The organism is Porphyromonas sp. oral taxon 279 str. F0450 (genome assembly GCF_000292995.1).
GTDB lineage: Bacteria > Bacteroidota > Bacteroidia > Bacteroidales > Porphyromonadaceae > Porphyromonas > Porphyromonas pasteri.
On sequence record NZ_ALKJ01000019.1, the window covers coordinates 479,927 to 505,454 of the forward strand.

Consider the following 25,528-nt stretch of genomic DNA (forward strand, 5'->3'; position numbering starts at 1 on the left):
AGAGGTGAGGAGCAAAGGGTATATACCTTTCGTTTGGAAGTTATATTACTTCTGTCCCAATGTTATATTACTTTCAGGCAAATGTTATATTACTTTCGAGTGAAAGTTATATTACTTTTCCTCAGAAGTTATATTACTTTTCTCCGAAGCCTATTGGAGCCACTGACGAAGGCACTATAGAGCCGTCTTAGAAGGGGCGTAGTCGCGCGTCAGAAGTTCGTAGCTCAGGCGCAGCCAAATGAGCGTGGGAGGAAGTGCCTTCAAGGCATAAGGCAAGACATACGCCTCTCGCAGGCTGCGGGGGAAGAGGTCCGAAGGCGATAGACTACTTAGCACGAAGGCGAAGACCAGCAGGGCTACGTCCCAGCCCGAGCGCTTCCACGGACTCGTCGTGTACCACAGCGTGATCCCAGCGAAAGGTATAATGTAGGTGCTTGACTCGCTGCCCGTACTGAAAAGTACTACAAAGAGAAGCACCGAGCTAAGTATCGCGTAGCGGAATGCCAAGTGGCGGTACTGCCCGAAGCGAAGGTAAGGCAAGCCAAAGAGCGCCAGCCCAGGGAGGATGACCAAGAGGTCGGAGTAGGAAGCCGAGCCCGAGGCCTTGCGGATCATCCCCAGAAGCGAGATGTTCTGCATCAGGGAGAAGGTGTTCTCACCGTTCTTCGCCGCAAGTCGTTCGTACCACTCGACGTATTGCCCTATGACATACTCGGGGCTACTGATCAGCATCGGCGCAACAAAGCACACGACCGACCAGCCGATGAGAGCCAGGATGAAGCGGGGCTTGCGCTTGACGAAGAAGAAGAATGCCAAGCCGACGACGCCATAGAGCTTGACGAACGTCCCCAAGACAATGAGGAAGGCGGCCGTGACTTCTTTTCCCTTCTCGATAGCTGCAAAGGAACCGATGATGATGGCAGCGATGGCGATATTGAACTGCTGCATCTGCAGCGCCGTAAGTAGCTCATGCGCGCAGAACCAGTAGAGGAAGATCTGTCGCCCTTCTTCAAGTGGTAGGCGACGCACTGCATAATACATGCCGAGCGCCAGCACCACGAGCCAGAGGAGAAGACCTATAGCATCGGGCACCACCGCAAAAGGAGCGATGACGAGACTAAAGATCGGGCCGTAGTGATTGTGGTCGTTGTACTCCGTCGGATAGAAGTCATACAGCGACAGCTTCTGGATGGTGTGCCAGAAGACTCCACGGAAGATGAGGAAATTATTATGGCGGTGCGGCGCCATCTTCGTCAGCCCTGCGACCACAGCCAAGAGCGTCCACAGCCCAAAGAGCGTGCGCGGATTCGAGAAGAAAGGCTTGTGGAAGAAGGCCTGCAGCTTAGCGCACAGGCGAAGTAAGGGTTGGTCCTTAGTCATGGTGCTTGAGGTGCTGAGCGATATGATAGCGTGGGCGCTGCTTGATCTCGATATAGATCTTCCCGATATACTGCCCGATGACGCCGAGCGACAGCAGGACAATGCTCCCGATGAACCATAAGGAGAGCATCAGCGAAGCCCAACCCGGCACGGACAAGTGCTCGATGTAAGAGACCAGCACATACACCGCCATGCAAATGCTGATAAGCAGGCACAGCAGTCCCATACCGATGATCCAGCTGATAGGCCTTGTCGTGAAGGAAGTGATACCATCTACCGCCAGCAGAAGCATCTTGCGCAGCGTGTACTTCGATTCCCCAGCGACGCGTTCACTGATGACGTCGTCGACAGTCGTAGAAGCATAGCCCAGCTGAGGAATGATCCCACGCAGATAGAGATTGCGCTCAGGGTAGCAAGCCAAAGCATCCAGCGCACGACGACTCATCAGACGGAAGTCCGCATGATTGTAAATCGCACGAATCCCCATAGCACTCTGCAGGCGATAGAATGCCAATGCCGAGGTGCGCTTGAGGAGAGGATCCGCCGTGCGTGAGACCTTCACGCCATAGACGATATCATAGCCCTCCAGATAGCGATCGATCATTTCCTCGAGCGCGCCTAAGTCATCCTGTAGATCGGCATCAATCGTGACTACAGCATCAGCGAAGTCTCGTGCCGTCATCATCCCCGCCATGATCGCAGACTGATGTCCCACATTACCCGCCAGACAAAGTCCATCGATGAAGTGATTCTCTCGGTGAAGCTCTTCTATCAGCTCCCAGGTACGGTCACGACTGCCATCATTGACGTAGAGGACGTGACTTGTGGGAAGGATCTTACCTGCTGCGATGAGGCGCTCAAGGAGAGTCGTGAGTTCGCGAGCAGAATAAGCAAGGATCGCCTCCTCGTTGTAGCACGGGGAGACGATCACTAAGCGGGGAATGGGGATAGAGATCATGTGATGATCAGAGGGATGAATGCTTCGGGGGTAAATAAACTTTACTTAATGTTGTAGGTAGAGCTGACCGTGATGCTGGCGGTCTTCTCCTTAGAAGAAGTATTGAAGGAGCCACCCCAGCTGTAATCTTCGTCGCTATTCTGACCGACGATCTGGAAGACCCCCATGTTGGACTTCGTTAGGCCACCGAGACTGCTCTTACTGCCCTCAGCGATGACCGAGGCACGATTGCGAGCATCTTCAGAAGCTTCCTTGAGCATCTCGATCTTGAGGTCATTGAGCTTCGTGTAGTAATAGCGAGGATTGCCCGACTCGATCTCAATACCATTATTGATCAGCTCAGAGATCTGGCGAGAGACCGCTTCGATAGCCTCGATGTTGCGCGAGGTGATCGTCACCGTCTGCGTCAGTGAGTAGCCCTTGAAGCGATAGAAGGTACGCCCAGAGCTCTCGTCATAGGAGCTTTCATTCTCACGAGAGATGCTGACACTGCTGTAAGCAATAGCTTCGCTGGGGATACTCTTACTCTGGAGGTAAGAGGCTACTGCCTGCTGCTTTCCTTTAAGCTCGGAGTAAGCATCCTGCAGATCAGTCGACTCAGAGGTGAAGGTCGCAGACCAGACAATAAGGTCAGAGGTGAAGTTACGCTCAGCCTTCCCCGTGACGGAGATTGTCTTGGGCGAATTGCTACGGAAGCCCTTCAGACCGCCAGCGAGTACGAAGACGGAGACAAGCAATGCGACAGCTCTGATGAGCGTCAGATAGAGAGCGGACTTGTTAATGTTCATAGAGAAAAGAGATTAGATAGTTATTGTAGAATCCGTGAACTCAGAATAGGTGATGAACTCAGCTCCCTCCTGCTTGAAGTAACTGATCCAGCGATCCAGTCGATCGACCATCGCACGGCCAGAGTTATTGCGCACGATGAAGGGGAGGTTTAGCTCGGGGTGCTCATTCAGCTCGTAGAACTCCCACGGATGGAAGTAGGTCACGAGATAGCCATCATGACGGAGCGTACGACGACAGAGCCAGCGATAGAGTCCGAAGGGTAGGTTGTGACACGAGAGCCAGAAGAGCGGGAAGCGAATGAGAGGCGTCACCGAAGCAGGGATCTGCAGTACGCCCTCCTTCATGAAGTGCGTACGTGGTGCACTCAGATGCATGTAGCGCCCAGGGATGAAGGTGGGGTTGAGAGAGGTATTGTAGCTATAGCCTGCCTTATAGATCTCCGCCTCGGGGACGGGCATCATACGCGCCTGACGATAGCCTCGCACAGGGACTCCAGCGAGAGCCTCAAGAGCATCCTTAGACTTCTTCAGATCAGCAGGCTCAAAGGTCCAGTGGTAGTAACCATGCGAAGCGAGCTCATGCCCCTCAGATAGGATACGCTGGATGATCTCGGGAGCGTGCTGAGCGAAGTTCGCCGTACAGAAAAGGGTCGCACGTACCTCATGCTTCTTCAGTACATCGAGGAGGGCATGTGATCCTGCGACAGAGATACGTACCTGCTCCTCCATAGGGAGCTCGACACCATGCTCACGTGGCACGTCGAACTCCTCTATATCGAAGCTCAATAAGATACGATGGGGGCGTGTAGCCATTGGGGAGGTAAGGGGGACTACTTGAAGAGAGTAGACAGACGCTCGATGCTTTGCTCGACGGGAGCACCCTCATAGAGGATATTGTAGACGGCGCTACAGATAGGCATCGTCACTTGGTAGCGCTGGTTGATCTCATGTATACACTTAGCGCCGTAGTACCCTTCGGCGATCATGTTCATCTCCATCTGAGCGGCACGGACGCTGTACCCCTTACCGATCATATTACCAAAGGTGCGATTGCGGCTATAGCTGGAGTAGGCCGTGACGAGGAGGTCACCGAGGTAGACGGACTCCGTGACGTCACGACTGACGAGGTGCACAGTACTAACGAAGTTGCTCATCTCCGCGATAGCATTCGAGATCAGCACGGACTGGAAGTTATCTCCCTTATTCATCCCGTGGCAGATACCAGCAGCGATAGCATAGATATTCTTCAGTACCGCTGCGTACTCGATACCGACGACGTCTCGGCTGACAGCGCAGTGGACGTAGTCGTTGCTGAAGATCTCTTCGCTCAGCACCTTGGCCTTAGCCATATCGAAGCAACCGACCGTCAGGTAGGACATGCGGTCCTTGGCGATCTCTTCGGCGTGACAAGGGCCTGCGATGACCCCGATCTGACCGGGACGCAGCTCCTTATACTCCTGTAGATAGTCGGAGATCAGGACATTCTCCTCGGGCACCATCCCCTTGATCGCATTGATGACGAGCTTATTGCGGATGACCGAGTTACGCACACGCTTGAGGTAATAGCGTATGTAGGGGGAAGGGGTAGCCAGGATCACGGTATCACAGGCTCGGAAGAAGTCATTGACATCCGAGTCGGTGAAGAAGGTGATACGATCCGTATCGAAGGTAACCGACGTCAGGTAACCAGGATTATGGCGCAGGCGCTTGAAGTCCTTGACGTGTGTCGAGGTGCGCAGCAGCCAGTTAAGTTTGGGTTGCCGTGAGAGGACGATCTTCGCCAAGGCTGTAGCCCAGCTACCGCCACCGAGGATACCTACTCTACCGGGGAAGCTGGAAGTCTGTTCGGGCATGATACGTATACTTACTTAGCCGACTCCCCGATGAAGGGGAGTGGCTCGTGAGAGAGTGCGGGGTGCGCTTACTGAGCGCCCCCGATGGTGGTCCAAGCTGTGACGATCTCGAGCGTCAGAGGCTCCAGATCCAGCTGATACTTCTTCTTGATGTCCTGGAGCTGCTGCAGCAGGCGACCGGGCTTCTCTTCGGCGCGTACAGTATCCAGTGTCAGATAGCCAGCCTTGTGCAGGACGGGTACCCATGCTTCGGGGATACCAGCAGCGACGAAGACCTCCTTCTTGTCGCGAGGAGCGACCTTCTCGGGGCGCATCTGAGGGAAGAAGAGTACTTCCTGGATGCTTTCCTGACCTGTCAGGAGCATCACAAGGCGATCCATACCGATACCCATACCGCTCGTCGGGGGCATACCATACTCAAGGGCACGGAGGAAGTCGGCATCGATGAACATCGCTTCATCGTCCCCCTTCTCTGAGAGACGGAGCTGCTCCTCGAAGCGCTCACGCTGATCGATGGGGTCATTGAGCTCGGAGTAGGCATTGGCCAGCTCCTTACCATTGACCATCAACTCGAAGCGCTCGGTGAGGCGGGGATTAGAGCGGTGCTCCTTCGTCAGGGGCGACATTTCCTTGGGATAGTCGGTGATGAAGGTAGGCTGGATATAGCTGCCTTCGCACTTCTCGCCGAAGATCTCATCGATCATCTTACCGACCCCCATGGATTCGTCGACCTCAACACCGAGCTTCTTGCAGGTAGCGCGAAGCTCGTCCTCGCCCATCTGACTGATATCGATACCCGTATGCTCCTGGATAGCATCAAGCATAGTGATTCGCTTGAAGGGAGCCTTGAAGTCAATCTCACGATCCCCTACTCTGACCTTCGTCGTGCCTAAGACCTCGAGGCAGATGAACTCCAGCATACGCTCGGTGAACTCCATCATCCAGTTGTAGTCCTTGTAGGAGACGTAGATCTCCATAGCGGTGAACTCGGGGTTGTGCGTGCGATCCATACCTTCGTTGCGGAAGTTACGGCTGAACTCGTACACACCCTCAAAGCCCCCGACGATGAGACGCTTCAGATAAAGCTCGTTAGCGATACGCAGATAGAGCGGGATATCCAGCGCGTTGTGATGCGTGATGAAGGGGCGCGCAGCAGCACCGCCAGGGATAGGCTGCAGTACGGGCGTATCGACCTCGATGTAGCCACGTTCGTTGAAGAACTGGCGCATCGCATTGAAGATCTTCGTACGCTTGAGGAAGATATCCTTGACATGGCTATTGACAACGAGGTCAACATAGCGCTGGCGGAAGCGGAGCTCAGGATCAGTGAAGCTGTCGAAGGTCTGACCATCCTTCTCCTTGACCACGGGCAGGGGACGCAGTGCCTTCGAGAGGAAGGTCAGCGAAGAGGCATGTACCGAGATCTCCCCCATCTGTGTGCGGAAGACTTCACCCTCGACACCGATGAAGTCGCCGATATCCATGAGCTTCTTCACTACATTATTATATAGAGTCTTGTCTTCGCCTGGGCAGATCTCATCACGCGTGATGTAGATCTGGATACGGCCAGTAGAGTCCTGGAGCTCGAGGAAGGAAGCCTTACCCATGATACGACGGCCCATGACACGGCCAGCGACACGTACCTCACGACGAGGTGCATCATCCTGGAAGGTATCAAGGATCTCACGGGCATACCCCGTGACGACATATTCGTCTGCTGGATAAGGGTTGATACCGAGGGCGCGAAGCTCCTCAAGACTACGGCGACGGAAGATCTCCTGTTCGCTCAGCTCTAAGATATTCATTCTGCTATATGCTGATTCTGATATTTACTTCTTTACTAATCTACGCAAAGATAAGGCATTTCTACGAGAGGAGTAGGGCGTTACGCCCAAGGCTCTCTCCCCTATCGTAGCTCGTCCGACCACCACCTCCTACCATTAATAAAGATAGCCGGATGGTAAGCTAAGCCTACTCAACATTCTTTCACAGCCTGAGGTTGATAAGGAAAAGCAAGATCACGGGCTCGAGAGCTATCTCTACAGTCCACCACTCAATAGAAATCACATATAGAATGGAAATACTCGATATCCTTCGCTCCCGCTACACGACCAAGACCTACGACAGCACCTTCCATCTCAGCGACGAGCAGCTGGAGGACATCAAGGAGATGCTCCGCCTCTGTCCCAGCTCCATAAATAGCCAGCCCTGGGCCTTCGAGCTCATCGGCGATCGTGAGACAAAGAGCCTGCTTGCCCAGCACTCGTACTCCAACAAAGAGCGTATCGAGCAAGCCAGTCATCTCCTCGTCATCTATAACTATCGTGACGTAGCGACCTTCGAAGCAGAGCGTATTGCCACGCTCAGCGAAGGGGCGCAGGAGTTCTATCGCAATAAGATCGCTTCTCAGGGCGAGGCCTCCGTCCTGGGCTGGATGCGTAGTCAAGCCTACATCACCCTCGGTGTTGCCCTGACGGGGCTTGCGAGCATGGAGCTGGACAGCACTCCCATGGAGGGCATCGACCTCGAGGCCTACGACCAGATACTCCATCACGACAAGTATAGCCCCGTCCTCGCTATCGCGATCGGTAAGCGTAGCGATGACGACATCAACCAACCAACGATCACTCCCAAGCAGCGCCGCAGCGAGGTCTTCCTGTAGCCTCCGACAGGCAGAAGCAATAGCCCCCATATAGGTCAGCCCGCCGACCTATATGAGACTGTTGCCGCGAGTCCTGCCCCCTACTTATTGTGCTAAGGCATCGCACGCTCAGCTCTTCGATATACGCCTCCGAAGAGGCCAAGCAGACCCTTCGCCTTATCGCACGTATTCCTCTTATCCAGCGGTGGGAAAAGTGCCATTCTCGTGAAGGAAAAAGCATCTTCACGTAGTGATTTTTCTCTGTCTACGCACATAGTTTTAAAGACCAGGTACGTCAGTTCAAATATCCACGTACGTAGATATTAGAGCCACGTACGTAGCCCAAACTTATCGGCCACTCGTCCGCAGCTTTTCTCCCTACGCAGAGCAACAACCTAATAGAGGTCGCTTCACAAAGCTATATAGGAATCAGTCCAGAGATATATAGCTTTCTTCTCCATCCTAGTATAGCTCTACACACGGACTCATATAGGTCAGCCTGTCGACCAATATAGGTTCACATCTTCCCTCCTATATCACTTCGCATTATCACGCGCTATCTACCAATAAGCGCCCCCATACAGCACGGTACAGGGAGCCTATGTACTCAGGCTATCCACTCCAGCGGTCTACACTCGTGTAGGCCGTTTGCTTTATCAGAAAAGAGTTGGTAATTTTACCGCAAAGCCAGTGCTATTACAGAGCTGGTGGCACTATGGGTCTAACAATTAATCTATTCGAACGCATATGATCGAACGTATCGGCACCAATGCTGGCCTCGTATGGAATGCCCTTAACAGCCTGGGCAAGATGGACATTAAGGCTCTTCGTAAAGCAACCAAGCTCCGCTCTGACAAGGAGCTCTTTGCAGCCATCGGTTGGCTCGCAAAGGAAGGGAAGCTCCTCTTTGATGAATCCGGTGAAGAATTGCTCGTTGAGCTCACCTACTAACCCCTAATAAACTCTCACTGAGTCTACTAATTCTACTCTTCAACAAAAGGCTATCTCTCCTATGGAGAAGAGATAGCCTTTTGATTCGTAACACAGGATATCTCATGCTCTTATGACTTCCCCTATTCACACAAAAACTCGCTCTTCGAACTTTGAGCTTCTCCGCCTACTGGCAATGCTCCTCGTCCTCATCTTACATGCTAACTATCTCACCTTTCACTTCCCGACCAACGAGGCACTACATAGCCAACCAATAGAATCCTTGGGGCGTATTTGGAGCGAAGCACTAGCCATCGTGGGAGTCAATGTCTTTGTTCTCATCTCTGGGTACTTCGGCATACGACTACGCATCAAGGGGATAGCAAGTCTACTCTTCCAAGCAGCTTTCTATACAATCGGAATCTACTTGACACTCGTAGCACTTGGACTCGAACCATTCCAAACCAAAGCATTTATAAGAACCCTGTATCCACTTGATCGTAGCAAGGAATGGTTCCTTCCAACCTACCTAAGCCTCATGATCTTTACACCATTCCTCAACGCTTTCGTCCAAAAGCAGGATGAACGAGGCCTAAGACATTATCTCATCTTCTTCTATAGCCTCTCCATCCTATTTGGTTTCCTCTCCGACCAACTTGAGGTGCAAAATGGCTATTCACTCTTCTCTTTCTGTGGAATCTACCTCTTAGGACGGTATTTCCGTCTCTATCCCGAAACGATAAATCGATATAAAACCTCAACACTCGTCAGTATCTACTTCGGAATCAGCTTTGCTCAGTCCTTAGCTCTCTTTGCTTACGGCTATACATCAGGGCAACCAATCGTAGCAAATGCTCTTACAGGCAAATTCCTTAGCTATGCTTCCCCGATAAATATCCTCACGGCATCTGCGCTCTTCCTATCCTTCTCTAGACTCAAAATAGAAAGTCGAGCCATAAATTGGATAGCATCCTCTACCTTTGCAGTATATCTCATCCACTGCAATGGACGACTGATCGGCTACTATACAGGATATGTACACGGACTCAGTACTCATCCTTTAATTGTGTTCTTATGTATGGTATCAGGTTTTATCCTCTTGGTATTTGCTGGAAGTGTCCTCATAGATAAGATTCGCTTGCTTCTTTGGGAACAGATTTTCTCCCCCCTCTATGACCGTCTTAGCTCTTTTTTAGAAAAGCGAGGATGGCCTGTTCTTCAAATTCTGGAATAGGGGAAGTCACTTATTCGTCACAGCCTCCACTTCGCCATCAGCAAAGCGCACCGAGATCTCTACTCCCGCAGGGATCTGGCTACTACGTGTGACGATACGTCCGCCGACTGAGACCAAGCTAAAGCCTCGACGTAGGATCTGATCGGGATGCGCCAAACGAATCGCTTGCTCCTGACGTAGGAGATCAGCTTCCATACGCTCTCTCAAGCGTGACACATGCAGTGGCAGGGGAGAGAGTCGCTCACGAAGTGCCTGACGATGCTGACGCAAAGCATAGGATGCAGCTGTCGGGAGGCGACGGAGTGCCAACTCAAGACGATGCTCAGACCGCTGGAGATAATGACGAGCTGAGAGGGTGATCTGTGAGCGCTGTGTGAGAAGCTTACGCTCAGCCTGCTCCAAGCGGCCACGCACCAAGAGCGGCAGGCGTGAGACCTGCGTATGGAGCCAATTACTTCGCCCCAGGGATAGAGCTTGTAGCAAAGAGGGAAGTCGGCGTAGCTGCTCCCGCAGCTCTGTCAGCTCACTTGCCAATCCCTCGACTAAGAAGGCAGCCACTGCCGTCGGGGTCTTCAGCGTAGTATGGGCGATCAGGTCAAGCACCGAGACATCACGCTCATGGCCTATGCCTGCAATGATAGGTAAGGGGAACTGTGCGGCAGCTTCACACAAGGTGTAGTCATCGAAAGCTCTTAGCTCACTCACGGCACCCCCACCACGGATGATTACCACGGCATCAAAGTGCTCCTCCACCTCGGCGATACGCCCCAGTGCAGCGAGTATAGATGTGGTCGTATCATTCCCCTGCATCTGCGCTGTGAAGAGCGCCGTATAGAGCACTACTCCATAGGGATTCTCATGGAGCTGACGCATGAAGTCCCCATAGCCCGCAGCCGTAGGGGACGAAATGATAGCGATACGCTGTAGAGGGATAGGTAGCTCAAGCTCTTTATTCATTGTGAAGAGCCCATTGCGCTTGAGACGCTGTATGGTCTCCAAGCGCAGGCGAGCGATCTCACCGAGCGAATAATTGGGGTCAATATCGATGATATTCAAGCTCAGTCCATACTGCGGATGGAAAGCAATCCCGACAAGAGCCAAGATACTCATCCCCGAAGAGAGCTTTCCCACACCGCTTCTCTCGAAGCGCTGCTCGATCAGCGTATAGGCCGATGACCAAATAGTAGCACGCACCTTCGCCACGACATCCCCTTCCTCACCCTTCTCCAAGAGCTCCAAGTAGCCATGACCTTGGCCACCAGCACGACGCAGATCACTCACCTCTGCCCGCACCCAATAGCGGTCGGGGAAGGAGTGCTCTAAACAGCGTCTGACCGAACCCAAGAGCTCGGTCAGACTAAATGAACGGACAGTCGTGGCTTGCTGCACGGAGACCGCCTATTGGGGGATATGATCTGGGATATGGATGCTACGCTCAAAGCTTACATCCAGCGAGATCAAGGTCTCGGTAGCGACGACCCCTGGGATGCTCTGAATAATCCCATTGAGGATGCGCATGAGGTCATTATTATCAATCGCATAGAGCTTGATGAGCATCGTATAGGGTCCCGTAGTGAAGTGACACTCGACGATCTCAGGGATCTCACGCATTCGCTCGGCGACCTCTTTGTAGAGAGAGCCTCGCTCCAGTCGCACCCCAACGTAGGTACACGTGTTGTAGCCTATCTTCTTGGGGTTCACATGATACTTTAGTGAGGTCAGGACCCCATTCTCAATCATACGGGTAAGACGCTGATTGACGGAGGAGCGCGAGCTATTCTCTCCTTCAGCTACGTCACGCAAGGGGACGCGAGCATTCGTAGTCAGTCGTCTAAGGATCTTCAGATCCAGCTCATTCAGTTTCTTCATACAAGGGTGGGTCGGTGCGCCACTAATTGCACACTTTATGATACAAATGTAGTAAATATCCCATGATTAGTTGCCATATCGTGCTCTGATCTTGGCAATTTACCTAGTTTCTCTCTCTGCAGACTGCCCAAGTTGGCGCAGAATAGGGAGGCACTTGAGCTGAGGGAAGGAGTGTAAGTGTAGGCGGTAATAGTCAAGGAGGTAATCGAGAATCACCCCGCGCTGCTGCCGGCTATAGGCAAAGCCGTGCATTGTGTAATAGCTCATGCGAAGGAAAAGCGGCAGATGCTGTGTCTCCTCTGGTGACAAGCAATAAGCCTCTCGATGTGGCAGGTAGCACTGCTCTTGCAGGCTGAAGCAATATCCACATCCTCGAGCCTCATCATCGGGAAGATCTGGAGCGATACCGAAGTAAGGGAGGAGTGTCAGTAGGAAGCAGAGGTGGAAATTCGCAACACCGCGACTAAGCCCTTCCCATAGGACAAGCGATGAGGAGATATAGTCATAGAGCTCCTCATCGGGTGTCTGCGTCGTCGACAAGATACGATAGAGGAACTCACTCAGGAAAATCGCCTGAGCTCCCTTAGCAGGATCCGTATGGACTGCGTGTCGAGGATGCAAGCTATGCACCTCCTGAATACGTGCCAAATCACGCTGAGGACTAAGCGACAGCGTGATCTCCACTTCTGCCAAAGGGCGTAAGTGCTCCCGCACAGCATTCTTTCGGCTGGAGGTCTCGGGGACAAGCGTACCGACATAGCCTATCTCCCGACTATAGAGGTGTACGATGCTATAGCGATCACTATAGCGGGTACGATGGAGCACAAGAGCAGGAGTAGTCGTATAACCCATCAGCAGTCTACTTAGGAAATACCAATAAAGAAGAAGAAGACGAGCCTACAGCTATGCCCCACGATGTGGGCAGTGCTATAGACTCGTCTTCGTGAGTGAGATTAGATGCTCATGCCTCAGGGACTGGCTTAGTCTACCTGGACAACGAGGATCTTTGAGTTACTCCAGAAGGCCTGAGCATTCTTGATGTAGAGGACAAGCTGCTTATCAGAGCCTGGAACAAGCTCATAAGAAGAAGCAGGATGCACCGTCAAGAGGCGAGCCTTACGGCTGAAGAGGGGGATCTGCGAGAGCTCGCGGAGGTCCGTCTTCGTGAAGTAGCTCATGTTAGCGTTCTCCGTGACGACACGACCGCTCTTGATGAGGTTCATCTCCTTGAGGTCAGAGCTGGTGCCGACGCAGTAGCGGACGGTGTTCAGTTCCTTCTCCTGAGCAGCCAGAGCTTCGGCCTGCTGTGCTGTAGCAACATTCAGACGATCAACGTCCCCATTACGCTGGGTAAGCATAGAGTCCAGTACGCCGATAGCGAGGTTCTTACGCTCGAGCTCTTCGGAGAGAGCGAGGACACGCTGCTTCTGGTTTTCGAGCTCCTTACGCAGAGCAGCGATCGTGCCGTGCAGACGCTTGTTTTCCTTACCACTTGACTCCAGCTTCTTAGTCAGCTGGTCAAGAGCTTCACTGCTGGCACGGAGCTTATCGTTGATCAGGAGCATGTTATCCTTGATACGATCACGCTCAGAGCGCTGGAGGTCGCCACTACGAGGATTGACATTGATCATCCCTTCGACGGAGGAGATCTCCTGGAAGTTCGTCAGGACACTGGCTACGAGGGAGTCTGTTTCATGGAGTTCGGCCTCATAGTTCTGGTTGATCAGGGCGAGTGAATCATACTGCTGCTTGAGCGTCTGATATTCGCCAGAGTTCTTCCCGCAGGAAGCGAGAGTAAGCAGCATCGCTGCACCCAAGACAAGTCTCTTTGTCATACGTTTATTCGATTTACTTATTCCACTTCTTCGATCGCTTCATCTTGCGTCGATCCTCTTCGTCGGACGAGCTGTGGATGGGATCTATTATATTTTGTTTTTTATCACTTACAGTGCTTTTACCCACTATGAGAACAAACTCTCCGCGGGGCTCATGCTCCGTGAAGTGCTGGATGACCTCCGCGAGGCTTCCACGAACCACTTCCTCATAGAGCTTAGAGATCTCTCGGACTGCAGCGACCTTTGTCTCTGCTCCCATGTGTTCGGAGAGTTGCTCTAATGTCTTAACGATTCTATGTGGAGATTCGTACAGTATAGTAGTATAGTCTGAAGATGCTATAGCCTGCAGTTTCGTCTGTCTTCCCTTCTTCACAGGGAGGAACCCCTCAAAAACGAAGCGATCAGAAGGTAGGCCCGAGATAACCAAGGCGGGGACAAAGGCGGTTGCACCAGGAAGGCACTCCACTTCAATCCCTCGCTCAATACAAGCATACACCAAGAGATACCCAGGATCCGAGATGGCAGGCGTACCTGCATCAGTGATCAAAGCTACCTCACCCTCTTGCTCGATACGCTCACACAGGCGCTCGAGGGCCTGATGCTCATTGTACTTATGGTAGCTCTGCATCGGGCACTTGATCTCATAGTGCTGTAGGAGTAGCCCTGAGGTACGTGTGTCTTCGGCCAAGATGAGCGAGACTCTCTTTAGGACATTGAGAGCCCGCAGGGTGATATCTTCAAGGTTTCCGATCGGGGTCGGTACGAGTATGAGCTTAGGCATCGAGGGAACTAAGGACTAATGCTTTTTCTTCTTAGCGATGAGCTCGGTGAATAGCTCCGTCCAGCGTTGCATAACGGACTCCTGAGAGAAGAGTGAGGAACGATCCTTCGCTTTAGCTCCCATCTTCTTGCGAAGCTCATCATCTTGTATTAGGCGAATGATCCCTTCAGCAAGCTTCTTATAATCCTGTTTTTCTTCGATAAGGAGACCTGTTTCACCATCAACAATGAGATCACGGGGACCACACTCACATGCATAGGAAACAATCGGCAGGCCGCAGGCCATAGCCTCTAGCAAGAACATAGGCATACCCTCGTGCCGTGAGCTAAGAGCACAGATCGAAGCATCCATATATTCCTTCTCCATATCACGAGACTCATAATGGTCCACTGAATCTGTCAGCCCTAAAGACTCGATAAATGGATCAAGGAGATCTAGTCCCTGTCCACAGATCTTCAGTCGCCAATTAGGGCAAGCACGGTGTACGATATCCCAGGCTTGAAGCAAGTTCTCAAAGTTTTTCTGCTCTCCATATCGGCCAACTGCAATAACCTTAGGGATATCTAAGCTGGCTACAGTCTGAGGCTCAAATGTATTCCCATTAGGCACACAGACCGTGCTCGGGACATCCCAATTAGGGACATCCTCTTGAGTCAGTACGACAAACTGATCGAAGCGGCGAATGAAGCGAAGATCCAGCCAATTATGGAGCCTACCAAGAAGGCCCTTACGAGAGTAGAGCCACGTGTAGCGTGCACCATGAGCTTCTAGAATCTTTACGCTTCCATCTTTTATGAAGGGAAGAAAATAGACTTCTTTTCCGTACATTGAGACGACAATATCGGGGCGAATTTCTTGTAAAGTTTTCTTCAGCTGGGAATAATGACGCGTAAGAAATCCAATAAGTTTTCTAGCCTTCTGTAGCAAACTAAGCTGATCTGCTCCAATGTATCCAATAGCAAAGTCTATGGTATTTACCCTAGGATCTATCTTATAGTAAGAAGGGTATCCTATCTGATCTGTAGTCAGGATATACACTTCATGACCACACTCAGCCCAGTAATTAACCTTGTTAGCTAATACTCTTGTTTGTCCTCCAGGATACCAAGTATTATTGAGTAGATAAACTATCTTCATCACAATGGGATAGTAAGTTCTTTATTTAAATAACGGAAGTAGGAGACGGATGATGCTATCAAAAGCACAGTGAGTAACGACACGTTCATCAATAGGGAAGAAGTCTGGTCGTCCTACCTGATCCGGAGTAATGATACAAGCCTCATAACCATAGTTCACAAGGTAGTTCACCTTGTTGGCGATGACACGCTCGATCCCTCCGGGCTTAAACATCGCAGAGATACAGTAGACGATCTTCATTGGCTTATGCTTTTGATACGTTTATGCACAAAGTTAGCTCTTTCCCCGCACTAGCCTACTGCACTTCTATTTATTCATTCGCTTGATGAGGCTGTAAGCCTTGTAGAGGCCCAGCTCACCGGCACGACTTAGGTCGCGGGTACCTTCCTTGACCTTCCCCTCAGAGTAGTAGAGAAGGCCGCGATTGAAATAGCTTTCAGCAAAGAGCGGGTTGAGCTCAATCGCCTTGGTATAGTCTTGCTTTGCTCGCTCTACATCCCCCGTCTTAGCATACAGGTTCGCCCGATTATAGTAGGCAAAGGCGAATGTCGGAGCCTGAGTGATGACCTGATTGAGATCAGTCAAGGGAGAGTATTCGACGACTCTCGTTGGAGTAGACGTAGGTAGGGGGAGCTCTGCAGATGTCGTACCCTTAGCCCCTGTAGCTGCAGCTCGTACTTGAGGTGTAGAAGGAGCCGGCTGCTCGACAGGGCGCCCACGCTCAGCCTCACTCCGACGAAGTGACGCGATGGAGCGAGCATAGTAAGCCAGGGTAAATGATGGGTCACGCTCTATAGCCTCGGTAAGAGCTGATATCGCGGCACCGAGATCCTGCAGGAGGAGGTGATCAATGCCCTTAAGGAAGGAGAGCTGCGCAGTCTTCTCAGTCTGAGCATTCAGCTGGCTGAGATGCTTCTGTACCTCTTCGACCTCTGCCATACTTAGGCTACTCCCCTGCTCACGGAGCACAAGGCGAGGGGCACGCTTATCCTGATGCAGGCGCTGCGTATTGAGACGATCCAAGAGTGGAGCAAAGTAGACCTGTCCTTGGTTCCCATCCTTATCTATCTCAGTGAAGTATGAGAGCGTCAGATCACGACGAGGCGTCATCTGCGTCTCCTGATCCTGGATACGGCCTCGGATCTGACTGGTATATCTGGGCTTGTCCTTGACGGGCTCTGGAGCTGTCTCGACGAGCATATTGTACTTCTCGATCGCTTCATCCTCTCGGCTACGCGTCTCCTTCCCATCCTTAGTGGGGCGAGAAGCGGAGGCGGCACGATTGCGATAGCTCTTGCTATTCTGTAGGTCAAAGAGATGAAGCTCATCACGTGTAGCTCCCTTGACATCACCCATCTTACGACGGACCTCCGCACGCGCTATGAAGCCTTCAGCAAAGATAGGATAGCGCTTGAGGACGATATTGAGATCCTCAAGAGAGGAGCGAAGGTTCCCCAAGCGAAGATGTAGCAGGGCACGGTTGTAGCGCGCGATGTAGTGGTCTGGCTCGAGCTGCAGGAGCTTATCCCAGTCCTGAATAGCCAAGCTATACTCCCCTACCTGTGTACGCAGTAGCGCACGGTTGTTGAGGGCAGCACGGTCATTCGGCTCGAGGCGTAGTCCCTCAGAGTAGTCGCTCATGGCACCTCGCAGGTCATTGAGGTGATAGCGCATGATCGCTCTATTGACGTAGAGGTTCGCATCACCTGCATCCTGAGCCAACACCCGATCAAGCGCACGGATACTCATCTTATAGTCCTTGCGCTCGGCTGCTATCTGGGCACGGAGGAGGTGAGCTGGTAGGTAGGTCGAGTCCTTCGCCAGCAGGTAGTCCACCTGCCGTGTAGCGCTAACTGTATCCTTTCGCTCCAGGGCTGACTGTGCTAAGATGCGATAAGCATCCTTATTCTTCGGATCGATCTCCAGCAGACGCTGGGCAGCACTATCTGCCGCTGCATACCGCTTATCCTGCAGTAGGGCTATGGACAAGTTGTATTGAAGTCCCACATCTCGCGGGGAGAGCTCGAGTCCTCGACGGAAGTCCTCGACTGCTGGAGTATACTCCTTCTGCGAGAAGCGAGCGATACCACGCAGGAGGTAGGCACGAGGGAAGATCGGGTTACGCTCAAGAGCCAGCGAAGCATCAGACTCAGCACCGGCATAGTCATCAAGGTTGATCTTCGCCACAGCCCTATAGAAGTAGGGCTCAGCCATCCAGGGGCGCAAGCCGATGATCTGATTGAAGTACCCCATCGAGACGATATAGTCATTGAAGTAGATCGCATTGCGTCCGATCGAAAGCGCCTGCTCGACATCGATCTGCGCACGGAGCGTAGAGGCGGATAGGAGGAGGCCAAGGGCCGCAAGTGTGTACTTCTTCATATATCGTCTATCTCGTAGAGTGGGAGTGAAGGCTGAGGCACGAGGAGCCCGACAGCCTAAGGATTACTTACGCTTCTGTGGAGCGGTGACGACACGATAGTGCGCCGACACCTTACCCTTCTGCATATTGGCAAGCTTGCCCTTGATGAGCTGCTTGCGGATGGTCGCGATCTTATCGATGAAGAGGACGCCCTCGATGTGGTCATACTCGTGCTGGATCACACGAGCGGCAAAGCCCGTGTAAGTCTCACGATGGGGCTGGAAGTCTGCATCCAGATACTCGATGGTGATCGTCGCTGGGCGCGTGACCTTCTCATTGATACCAGGGATGCTGAGGCAACCCTCATTCTCGGCGAGGGTATCTTCACTACTCTCGACGATGCGAGCATTGATGAAGGTCTGCTTGAGCCCCTTGCACTCGGGGAACGTCTCTGCCATAGGATCGGCATCGATGACGAAGAGGCGGATAGCACGCCCGATCTGAGGGGCGGCTAAGCCAATCCCATCAGAGAAATACATGGTCTCCCACATATCTTCAATGAGGGTACTCAGGCCTTCGTAGTCGGCGGTAATATCTTGCCCGACCTCACGCAGGACGGGATGTCCATATATATATATAGGTAGCTTCATCGTAGGGTTGATTAGGTGATACTATTTGAATGGTAGGTGGATTGCCCCGAGACCATCACGGCTCTCAAGGTAGCTCTGTAGGATAATGACAGCGCTGACCTCGTCGACGAGCCCTTTATCTTGCTCACGGCGCTTCTTGCCAATCCCCGCCTCACGTATAGCACGCTGAGCCAGAGTCGAGGTGAAGCGCTCATCTTGATACTCAATAGGGACAGAGGGCAAGACCTTACGGAGCTTCTCTACAAAGGGACGGATGTACTTCATAGAGGCAGACTCCTCATTGTTCATCTGTCGGGGATAGCCGATGATGATGCGCTCCACAGACTCACGCTGCACGTAGTCTGTGACGAAGGCGAGGAGCTGATGTGTCGGGTGCGTCCCGAGCCCCCCTGGAGTAATCTGGAGGGGATCCGTGACTGCGACACCGCAGCGTTTCTGTCCGTAGTCAATAGCGAGTATTCGTCCCATAGTTTCGGGCAAAGATACGGAAAACTACCTGCTCTCTGCCTCTCGCGCTCGCCACCACCCTAAAGCAAACTGGCTCCCTATCCTCGTGTTGGATAGGGAGCCTGCGAGTATATCAGCCTAAGCAAGATTACTGGATAGGCTTCTTAGAGAAGAGGCGGATATAAGCCTTCAGCTTGCTTTGGTCTGCGGCGGAGTAAGCTTCACCCTTTGCATTAGCGACAGAGCCTGCGCCCTGCGGACCACGATTAACAGAGATACTCTCACCATAGAAGTAGAGCCAACTTGGTGTAGATCCTGCACCATGGATCCAATAGAAGAGAGAGTTACTTGAGCCAGTCGATCGCTATCATCCTGGCTACAAGAAGCGAGGAGAGTGCCGAAGAGACCAGCAAATAAGAGTACTTTTCCCAAGACACAATCAGGGATAAATTTGATTCTAATTCAGACATAGTATAGTACTGAGTTGTGGGAATGGAGACTAGTACTCAATTCATACCCAGCGCCACTTACAGCCCCATGCGGGCATAGAGTAGTAGCAGTTTTCGAGCCCAAAGACTCAAAGCACAAAAACCCAATTTATGTGCAAAGACACTATGATCCAAAAACGCACTCCAATAGACAACAACTATTAAGTTATAGACACAACACGTTAAATACCAATAAAATAATCAGCTTTCTCATGAAGGAAAAAGCAGCTTTCCGTAGTGGTGCTTCCTCATCCATGCACGTAGTCGTAAAGACCAGGTACGAAAACCTTAAAGCCCACATACGTGGATCTAAGGACCACGTACGTAGACCAAGCTTATCAGCCATTCGTCCGCTACTTTTACTCGTACTCGTAGGAAGGCTTTCCACGACTGTCTCCAGCTTTTCCTTCGCAGGAACGAACCACCACTAAGTAGTACTACAGTGCAACATTCATTATATAAAACACTGTAGGATAGCCTCTTCGTATAGCAAATCACATCGGTCTAACACCGAACGATAGGAATACCCATTATCCGAAAGCCGTAGAGGGCAGCTCCGCTCTCGGGGGAAAGACGTATCTTTGTGGAAGAGAAAAAGTTTTGCCACGAGCGACATGTCTAAGCAATATACTATCCCAGAGATCCTCAGCGCTGAGATCGAAGCGCTGCGTACCATTCCGCAAGACAATGACTACGAAGCAGCTATCCGCCTGATCCTGGAGCACGTGCATCAGGGTGGCGGTCGCCTCATCACCTCGGGTATGGGGAAGGCTGGACAGATCGCTCACAACATCGCGACGACCTTCAGCTCTACGGGGACGCCCGCTTACTTCCTCCATCCGAGTGAAGCACAGCATGGCGACCTCGGGATGGTCTGTGAGAGTGATGTGATGCTCTTGATCAGCAATTCAGGCAAGACACGCGAGGTACTGGAGCTTGTCGCCCTCACACGGCGCATGTATCCCCGCCTACCCTTCATCCTCATCACGGGTAATAGCGAGAGTCCACTCTCTCAGCTCGTCGATGTCACCCTCTCCACAGGCAACCCTGCAGAGGTATGCCCTCTGGGGCTGACGCCTACGACGAGTACGACCGTGATGACGGTGCTCGGTGACCTCTTGGTAGTGAGCGTAATGCAGCGCATCGGCTTCACCTACCACGACTACTCACTACGCCACCATGGTGGCTACCTCGGGGACAAGAGCCGCGAGCTCGTCTCTCCCGAGACAGAGAAGAAGTAGTCTCCACCGCAGGGCGCCCACGCACAGCTCGGGAGAGCTGGACGCATTCCGATGGGCCTCTGCACTCTATTTTATGATTTATGTATGCACTCATCGAGGTCAGGCTGATGGACTTCACCGTAGAGCATACGTCCACAATCCCTCTACCCCTCACGGGGCGGACGGATGCTTACTTATCAGTTACATTAGATGACATTCGAAGAATTAGGGGTAAGTGCCCCTATCTGCCAAGCCGTTCGTGAGCTTGGCTATGAACAGCCCATGCCTGTGCAAGAGGCTGTGATCCCTTACCTCTTAGGTGCCCCCATTGACCTCATCGCCCTGGCCCAGACGGGGACGGGGAAGACGGCAGCCTTTGGCCTACCCCTCCTGCAGAACGTAGAGCGAAGCCTTCAGGCTCAGCCCAACGATGGCGTCGCTACACCACGTGCCCTCGTCCTCTGCCCTACCCGCGAGCTCTGTCTGCAGATCGCTGACGACCTCACGGCCTATAGCAAGTACCTCCCCTCGGTACGCATCCTCCCCGTCTACGGAGGCTCCTCTATCGAGGCACAGATCCGCACGCTTCGCCGTGGCGTAGAGGTCATCGTCGCCACCCCTGGTCGTCTCATCGACCTCATGGAGCGTGGAGCAGCCAGCCTCGATAGCATCGAGACAGTCGTCCTCGACGAAGCTGACGAAATGCTGACGATGGGCTTCTCTGAGAGCCTCCAGACGATCCTCGCTGAAGTACCCAAGGAGCGTCACCTCCTGCTCTTCTCCGCCACGATGCCCCGTGAGATCAGCTCTATCGCTGCCTCCTACATGCACCAGCCCAAGGAGATCATCGTCGGGACGAAGAACGAGGGGAACAAGAACATCCGCCACTACTACTACGTCGTATCGGCACGCCACAAGTACCTTGCACTGAAGCGTATCGCCGACTACTACCCCGATATCTATGGCATCATCTTCTGCCGCACACGTCGTGAGACTCAGGAGATCGCTGACCAGCTCATCCGTGATGGGTACAATGCTGATGCCCTACACGGCGAGCTCTCGCAGGCCCAGCGTGACTACGTGATGCAGAAGTTCCGCATCCGCAATCTTCAGCTCCTCGTCGCTACCGACGTAGCAGCTCGCGGGCTGGACGTGAACGACCTCACGCACGTCATCCACTACGGCCTGCCCGATGACATCGAGAGCTACACCCACCGCAGTGGCCGTACGGCACGTGCCGGTAAGATGGGTATCTCCATCGCTATCTGTCACAGCCGTGAGCGTGGCCGCCTGCGTGACATCGAGCGCATCTCACATGCCACGATCGAGCGCAAGCACCTCCCCACGGGTCAGGCTATCTGCGAAAAGCAGCTCTTCCATCTGGCTGACCGCATCGAGCGTGTCGAGCTCACCGAGGATACGACGCTCGACACCGTGCTCCCTGAGCTGGTCCGTAAGCTCGACTGGATCGACCGCGAGGAGCTTGTGCGCCGACTGATGCTCCTCGAGCATCGTCGCCTGCTCGACTACTACGAGAGTGAAGAGACAATCGAGGAGGCTGATGACAAGGGCCGCCTCTCGGGCGAAGGTAAGGAAGGTAAGAAGCGTGACAAGCGCAATGCCGTAGCCGAGGAAGGGATGAAGCGCCTCTTTATCAACTTCGGTAAGCTTGATCGTATGTTCCCCAACAAGCTCATTGAGCTGATCAACAAGTGCGTCCCAGGACGCGTGAAGATCGGCAAGATCGACCTGCTCCCACGCTTTGCCTTCTTCGAGGTAGAGGAAGCTGATGCTCAGGAGGTCATCCGCTCGATGAGTAGCTACGAGGTCGATGGTCGCCGCATCGCCGTCGACTATGCCGATGCCATGGGCAGTGGTGATGGCAAGAAGGAACGCCACAGCCGTCGCAATCCAGACTTTGCCCCCGAGCGCAAGTCCTACCGTAAGGGTAGTAAGAGTAGCGAGGGGGCCTTCGACAAATACAAGGGAGGTAAGAGCTCAAAGGGAGGCAAGAAGAAGAACCGCTGGTAAGCGTGTATATCATCCATAGTCCCTCCCTCCGTTATAGATACATCATGGTAGATAGGCTTTCTACCGCTGTATATTTAATACACACGAACGAATTATGAAGAAGATGATCATCGCAGCCGTTGCGCTGCTCGCCAGCACCTTCGCAGTGCAAGCTCAGGGAGTCCATCCCCGTCTCGAAGTCGCAGGGAACTTCTCCACGAATATCGCTAAAGACGCCAATGGCTACTCTGTCAAGGACTACAAGACTCGTCCAGGCTTCCGCGTCGCTGGGGCTGTCGAAGTTGGTCTCCTTGGCCCGCTCTATATCGCTCCTGGTGTCGCCTTCCAGCAGAACGGGAGTAAGCTGGGCGACCAGACGACGACGCTGAACTATCTGAGCGTACCCGTCAACCTCGGTCTACGCCTAGGCCTCGGGGGCTTAGCTGTATCGCTCGAAGGGGGCCCATCGTTCTCCTACGGTGTCTCCTCCAGCTCTACCGCTAAGGATGTCCTCCTCGACTTCCAGAATGGAGGCCTCAAGCGCTTCGAAACGGGCGTCAATGCTTCGGTCGCTGTTCACCTCAGCAGCCTGTACTTCCGACTGGGTTCGGACATCGGTCTGACGAACATCTACAAGCAGAAGGCCAGTGAAGCGAGCCTCAAGAACGCTTCCTTCTATTTCGGTGTCGGTCTGCGCTTCTAAGAAGCACGCCATCCTCTCTTAAAGAGTGCAGGCCCTCCCGCCCCGATGAAGGAGGCGGGAGGGTCTGCACTCTTATTCTCCTCCTATATATAATGTATGGGAGTGAACCGCATGAGTTGCATCCGGTTTATATGATATATGAATACAAGCTCCTCCCGCCCCAAGAAGGGTGATCGCATTGACTTCATCCTCCAGCTGTGGTTCTTCGTACTGGCCATCGGCTCTATCGTTGCTTTCTTTGCCTGTCGTAGTACCTATCCCCTACTCTTCCAGAGCCTCGGGATGGCAGCCATCGTCATACGCGTTATCTACTATGTGAAGCTCCTCCTGCTCTCACGCCGTGACGACAAGCGAAAGTAAGTACCTCCACGAAGCCCCCAGCCTATATTATATACCTTTACTCACATGCATAAGACTGCTATGGAGCGCCCGTACAAGGCGCTCTTCATCGATATTGACAATACGCTTCTGACCTTCCGTCCCTCAGCTGAGATAGCTTTTCGGAAGACCTTCGAAGCTATGGGCGTGACCTACGAGCCCAGCTACTACGAAGTCTATTATTGGATCGGCGATGTACTTTGGACACAACAGCAGCGCCAACAGATCACCGTACAGGAGATCCACGACACGATCTTCCACCGCCTTTTAGCCGCACTCGCCATCGACGCTGATGCCGATGCCTTCGGGAAGTTCTTCCATCAGCAGCTCCACGCAGAGGCCATCCTGGAGCCAGAAGCCGCTGAAGCACTCAGCTACCTCAGTGAGCGCTATAAGCTCTATGTAGCCTCCAATGGTATGCTCGACATGCAGCGCTCACGCCTACAGGTCGCAGGGATCCTACACTACTTCTCCGACCTCTTTGTCTCGGATGATATCGGAGCAGAGAAGCCTGCCGAGGCCTTCTTTGAGGAAGCCATGCGACGAAGCGGCGTAGCCCCCAATGAAGTGCTCTTCATCGGAGACAGCCTCCAGGCTGATATGATGGGCGCCCTTCGCAGTGGTATCGACCGCTGCTGGTACAATAGCCACGCCGCCCCAGTACCTGAGAGCCTCCCCTTGAACTACGTCATCCAGCACCTGAGCGAAGTGAAGACCTTCCTCTAAGAGCATCGTCTCATCGCCATAGCGCAAAGAAAGAAGTCAAAGCCTATGGCAAGCTCACCTCCCTCATTCGGCCTTTTGCCTATCCTCTAAAGCGACTTCCCCCGACGGATCCGTGGATCCGTCGGGGGAAGTTGCTTTAGTATGCCATGAAACCATCCCTCTTTCGGCTCACAACGGAGTCTAAAGAATTCGTATCTTTGCGCTGGCAATGCCACTAAGCAAGCGGGATTTCACGCACTCTTGATGGTGGCACTGGCATCCAAATGGCTCAGTAGCTTAGTTGAATAGAGCGTCAGATTCCGGTTCTGAAGGTCGAGGGTTTGAGTCCCTCCTGGGTCACATCCGCAGAGCTCCTCAAGTTCGTTTCTACAAACCGAGAAGAATGCGTATCTTTGTAGCGATTTCGGAGGATGGAGCGAGTCTCATCTTCTTATAATCGATCATAGGAGAGATGGCAGAGTGGTCGAATGTGGCGGTCTCGAAATCCGTTGTACCGCAAGGTACCGGGGGTTCGAATCCCTCTCTCTCCGCAAAGAGGCTTCAAAGTGACTGCAAAATGGTCGTCAGAGAAGCCTTCAAAACAAGAGTAAATCGTTGTAGGACATGGTCTTACAACGATTTTTCTTTGTATGCAGTCCATAGACCTGACGGCTTACCCCTAGGGTCTAATAGTCATCAATCGGTCAAATTCTGCTACAGAAACTGCTACACAAATCAAGGCGTAGCAATTAGTGTAGCAGTGACGGCTAAATGAAGGGCTAATTGAAGGCAGCAACATGCTCTCATTCAATGTGTAAGTAAGTAACTTTGTAGCACCTGCTACACTAAGGAATGATGCATTATGAGACAATCGTTCAAGGTGTCCTTCTACCTACGCTCCAACTACGAGAACAAAGAAGGCAAGTCGCCCGTCATGCTACGGATCTTCCTCGGAGGAGCAATGAGCAATCTTGGCTCCACGAAGATCTTCGTAGACAAGGCACAGTGGAATAGCAGAACCAGCCGACAGAAGGGACGCTCCTCCGAAGCCCTCGCTGTCAATGCTAGCCTAGATGCCATCTCCACCAGCCTCCACTCCCTCTACCACAAGTACCAAGACGACCAAACGATCTCGCTGGACAAGCTCCGCTCCGCCTAC

25 protein-coding genes and 2 tRNA genes are annotated in these 25,528 nt (G+C 52.7%); 11 read left to right on the forward strand and 16 right to left on the reverse strand.

What is annotated here, in order from left to right; translation table 11 throughout:
* Positions 1 to 174: 174 nt before the first annotated feature.
* The 6 genes from HMPREF1323_RS05780 to lysS form a co-directional block, all read right to left on the reverse strand.
* Positions 175 to 1,380, reverse strand: coding sequence for a glycosyltransferase family 87 protein (locus HMPREF1323_RS05780; protein ID WP_009432987.1), 1,206 nt, complete (start codon positions 1,378 to 1,380; stop codon positions 175 to 177).
* Positions 1,373 to 2,323, reverse strand: a complete 951-nt coding sequence (locus HMPREF1323_RS05785; RefSeq protein WP_188807754.1) for a glycosyltransferase family 2 protein — start codon at positions 2,321 to 2,323, stop codon at positions 1,373 to 1,375. Before HMPREF1323_RS05785 ends, HMPREF1323_RS05780 begins: the two co-directional genes overlap by 8 nt.
* A 56-nt stretch (positions 2,324 to 2,379) precedes the next feature.
* Positions 2,380 to 3,126 (reverse strand): SIMPL domain-containing protein, encoded by a 747-nt coding sequence (locus HMPREF1323_RS05790; RefSeq protein ID WP_009432906.1) that lies wholly within the window; start codon positions 3,124 to 3,126, stop codon positions 2,380 to 2,382.
* Positions 3,127 to 3,138: 12 nt separating this feature from the next.
* Positions 3,139 to 3,939, reverse strand: coding sequence for a polysaccharide deacetylase family protein (locus HMPREF1323_RS05795; protein ID WP_009433196.1), 801 nt, complete (start codon positions 3,937 to 3,939; stop codon positions 3,139 to 3,141).
* Between the two features lie 17 nt (positions 3,940 to 3,956).
* Entirely contained in the window at positions 3,957 to 4,979 is a 1,023-nt protein-coding gene (locus HMPREF1323_RS05800; RefSeq protein ID WP_009433078.1) for an NAD(P)H-dependent glycerol-3-phosphate dehydrogenase, read from the reverse strand.
* Between the two features lie 68 nt (positions 4,980 to 5,047).
* Positions 5,048 to 6,784: a lysine--tRNA ligase gene (lysS, locus tag HMPREF1323_RS05805; RefSeq protein WP_009432980.1), complete on the reverse strand. Its 1,737-nt coding sequence runs from the start codon at positions 6,782 to 6,784 to the stop codon at positions 5,048 to 5,050.
* 269 nt (positions 6,785 to 7,053) lie between these two features.
* On the opposite strand from lysS, the gene HMPREF1323_RS05810 reads away from it, so the two are divergent.
* The 3 genes from HMPREF1323_RS05810 (at position 7,054) to HMPREF1323_RS05820 (ending at position 9,784) form a co-directional block, all read left to right on the forward strand.
* Positions 7,054 to 7,641 (forward strand): NAD(P)H-dependent oxidoreductase, encoded by a 588-nt coding sequence (locus tag HMPREF1323_RS05810; RefSeq protein ID WP_009433089.1) that lies wholly within the window; start codon positions 7,054 to 7,056, stop codon positions 7,639 to 7,641.
* A gap of 726 nt (positions 7,642 to 8,367) precedes the next feature.
* Positions 8,368 to 8,571 (forward strand): winged helix-turn-helix domain-containing protein, encoded by a 204-nt coding sequence (locus HMPREF1323_RS05815; protein ID WP_009432916.1) that lies wholly within the window; start codon positions 8,368 to 8,370, stop codon positions 8,569 to 8,571.
* Positions 8,572 to 8,683: 112 nt separating this feature from the next.
* Positions 8,684 to 9,784, forward strand: coding sequence for an acyltransferase family protein (locus tag HMPREF1323_RS05820; protein WP_009433193.1), 1,101 nt, complete (start codon positions 8,684 to 8,686; stop codon positions 9,782 to 9,784).
* Between the two features lie 6 nt (positions 9,785 to 9,790).
* Here HMPREF1323_RS05820 and xseA read toward each other — a convergent pair whose 3' ends face one another.
* The 10 genes from xseA to ruvX form a co-directional block, all read right to left on the reverse strand.
* Positions 9,791 to 11,173 (reverse strand): exodeoxyribonuclease VII large subunit, encoded by a 1,383-nt coding sequence (gene xseA, locus HMPREF1323_RS05825; protein ID WP_009751921.1) that lies wholly within the window; start codon positions 11,171 to 11,173, stop codon positions 9,791 to 9,793.
* A gap of 9 nt (positions 11,174 to 11,182) precedes the next feature.
* The gene (locus HMPREF1323_RS05830; RefSeq protein ID WP_009433161.1) at positions 11,183 to 11,653 is read right to left on the reverse strand and encodes an Lrp/AsnC family transcriptional regulator; all 471 of its coding nucleotides are present in this window, start codon (positions 11,651 to 11,653) and stop codon (positions 11,183 to 11,185) included.
* Positions 11,654 to 11,752: 99 nt separating this feature from the next.
* Entirely contained in the window at positions 11,753 to 12,505 is a 753-nt protein-coding gene (gene recO, locus HMPREF1323_RS05835; RefSeq protein WP_009433039.1) for a DNA repair protein RecO, read from the reverse strand.
* A 128-nt stretch (positions 12,506 to 12,633) separates the two neighbouring features.
* A complete protein-coding gene (locus tag HMPREF1323_RS05840; RefSeq protein ID WP_009433110.1) occupies positions 12,634 to 13,488 on the reverse strand; it encodes a Cbp1 family collagen-binding glycoprotein adhesin in 855 nt (284 codons plus the stop codon).
* A gap of 13 nt (positions 13,489 to 13,501) precedes the next feature.
* On the reverse strand, positions 13,502 to 14,269 hold the full coding sequence (rsmI, locus tag HMPREF1323_RS05845; protein ID WP_009433181.1) for a 16S rRNA (cytidine(1402)-2'-O)-methyltransferase: 768 nt from the start codon (positions 14,267 to 14,269) through the stop codon (positions 13,502 to 13,504).
* Positions 14,270 to 14,284: 15 nt separating this feature from the next.
* Positions 14,285 to 15,406 (reverse strand): glycosyltransferase family 4 protein, encoded by a 1,122-nt coding sequence (locus HMPREF1323_RS05850; protein WP_009432898.1) that lies wholly within the window; start codon positions 15,404 to 15,406, stop codon positions 14,285 to 14,287.
* A gap of 21 nt (positions 15,407 to 15,427) precedes the next feature.
* Entirely contained in the window at positions 15,428 to 15,646 is a 219-nt protein-coding gene (locus HMPREF1323_RS05855; RefSeq protein ID WP_009433023.1) for a hypothetical protein, read from the reverse strand.
* Positions 15,647 to 15,712: 66 nt separating this feature from the next.
* Positions 15,713 to 17,788: a tetratricopeptide repeat protein gene (locus HMPREF1323_RS05860; protein ID WP_009433129.1), complete on the reverse strand. Its 2,076-nt coding sequence runs from the start codon at positions 17,786 to 17,788 to the stop codon at positions 15,713 to 15,715.
* Between the two features lie 63 nt (positions 17,789 to 17,851).
* Positions 17,852 to 18,418, reverse strand: a complete 567-nt coding sequence (def, locus tag HMPREF1323_RS05865; RefSeq protein WP_009432943.1) for a peptide deformylase — start codon at positions 18,416 to 18,418, stop codon at positions 17,852 to 17,854.
* Between the two features lie 21 nt (positions 18,419 to 18,439).
* Entirely contained in the window at positions 18,440 to 18,886 is a 447-nt protein-coding gene (gene ruvX / locus HMPREF1323_RS05870) for a Holliday junction resolvase RuvX (RefSeq protein WP_009433047.1), read from the reverse strand.
* Positions 18,887 to 19,967: 1,081 nt separating this feature from the next.
* Between ruvX and HMPREF1323_RS05875 the strand changes: the two genes are divergently transcribed.
* The 8 genes from HMPREF1323_RS05875 to HMPREF1323_RS05910 form a co-directional block, all read left to right on the forward strand.
* Positions 19,968 to 20,594, forward strand: a complete 627-nt coding sequence (locus HMPREF1323_RS05875) for an SIS domain-containing protein (protein ID WP_044114530.1) — start codon at positions 19,968 to 19,970, stop codon at positions 20,592 to 20,594.
* Between the two features lie 189 nt (positions 20,595 to 20,783).
* Entirely contained in the window at positions 20,784 to 22,604 is a 1,821-nt protein-coding gene (locus tag HMPREF1323_RS05880) for a DEAD/DEAH box helicase (RefSeq protein WP_009432924.1), read from the forward strand.
* 94 nt (positions 22,605 to 22,698) lie between these two features.
* Entirely contained in the window at positions 22,699 to 23,286 is a 588-nt protein-coding gene (locus HMPREF1323_RS05885; RefSeq protein ID WP_009433209.1) for an outer membrane beta-barrel protein, read from the forward strand.
* Positions 23,287 to 23,424: 138 nt separating this feature from the next.
* Complete coding sequence (locus HMPREF1323_RS05890; RefSeq protein WP_009433099.1) at positions 23,425 to 23,646, forward strand: hypothetical protein; 222 nt, start codon at positions 23,425 to 23,427, stop codon at positions 23,644 to 23,646.
* 45 nt (positions 23,647 to 23,691) lie between these two features.
* On the forward strand, positions 23,692 to 24,390 hold the full coding sequence (locus HMPREF1323_RS05895; RefSeq protein WP_009433002.1) for a YjjG family noncanonical pyrimidine nucleotidase: 699 nt from the start codon (positions 23,692 to 23,694) through the stop codon (positions 24,388 to 24,390).
* 265 nt (positions 24,391 to 24,655) lie between these two features.
* Positions 24,656 to 24,729: transfer RNA gene (locus tag HMPREF1323_RS05900), tRNA-Arg, on the forward strand.
* Between the two features lie 106 nt (positions 24,730 to 24,835).
* Positions 24,836 to 24,920: transfer RNA gene (locus HMPREF1323_RS05905), tRNA-Ser, on the forward strand.
* A 311-nt stretch (positions 24,921 to 25,231) separates the two neighbouring features.
* Positions 25,232 to 25,528 (forward strand): Arm DNA-binding domain-containing protein (locus HMPREF1323_RS05910; protein ID WP_009432878.1); only part of this gene is annotated, 297 nt, incomplete at its 3' end.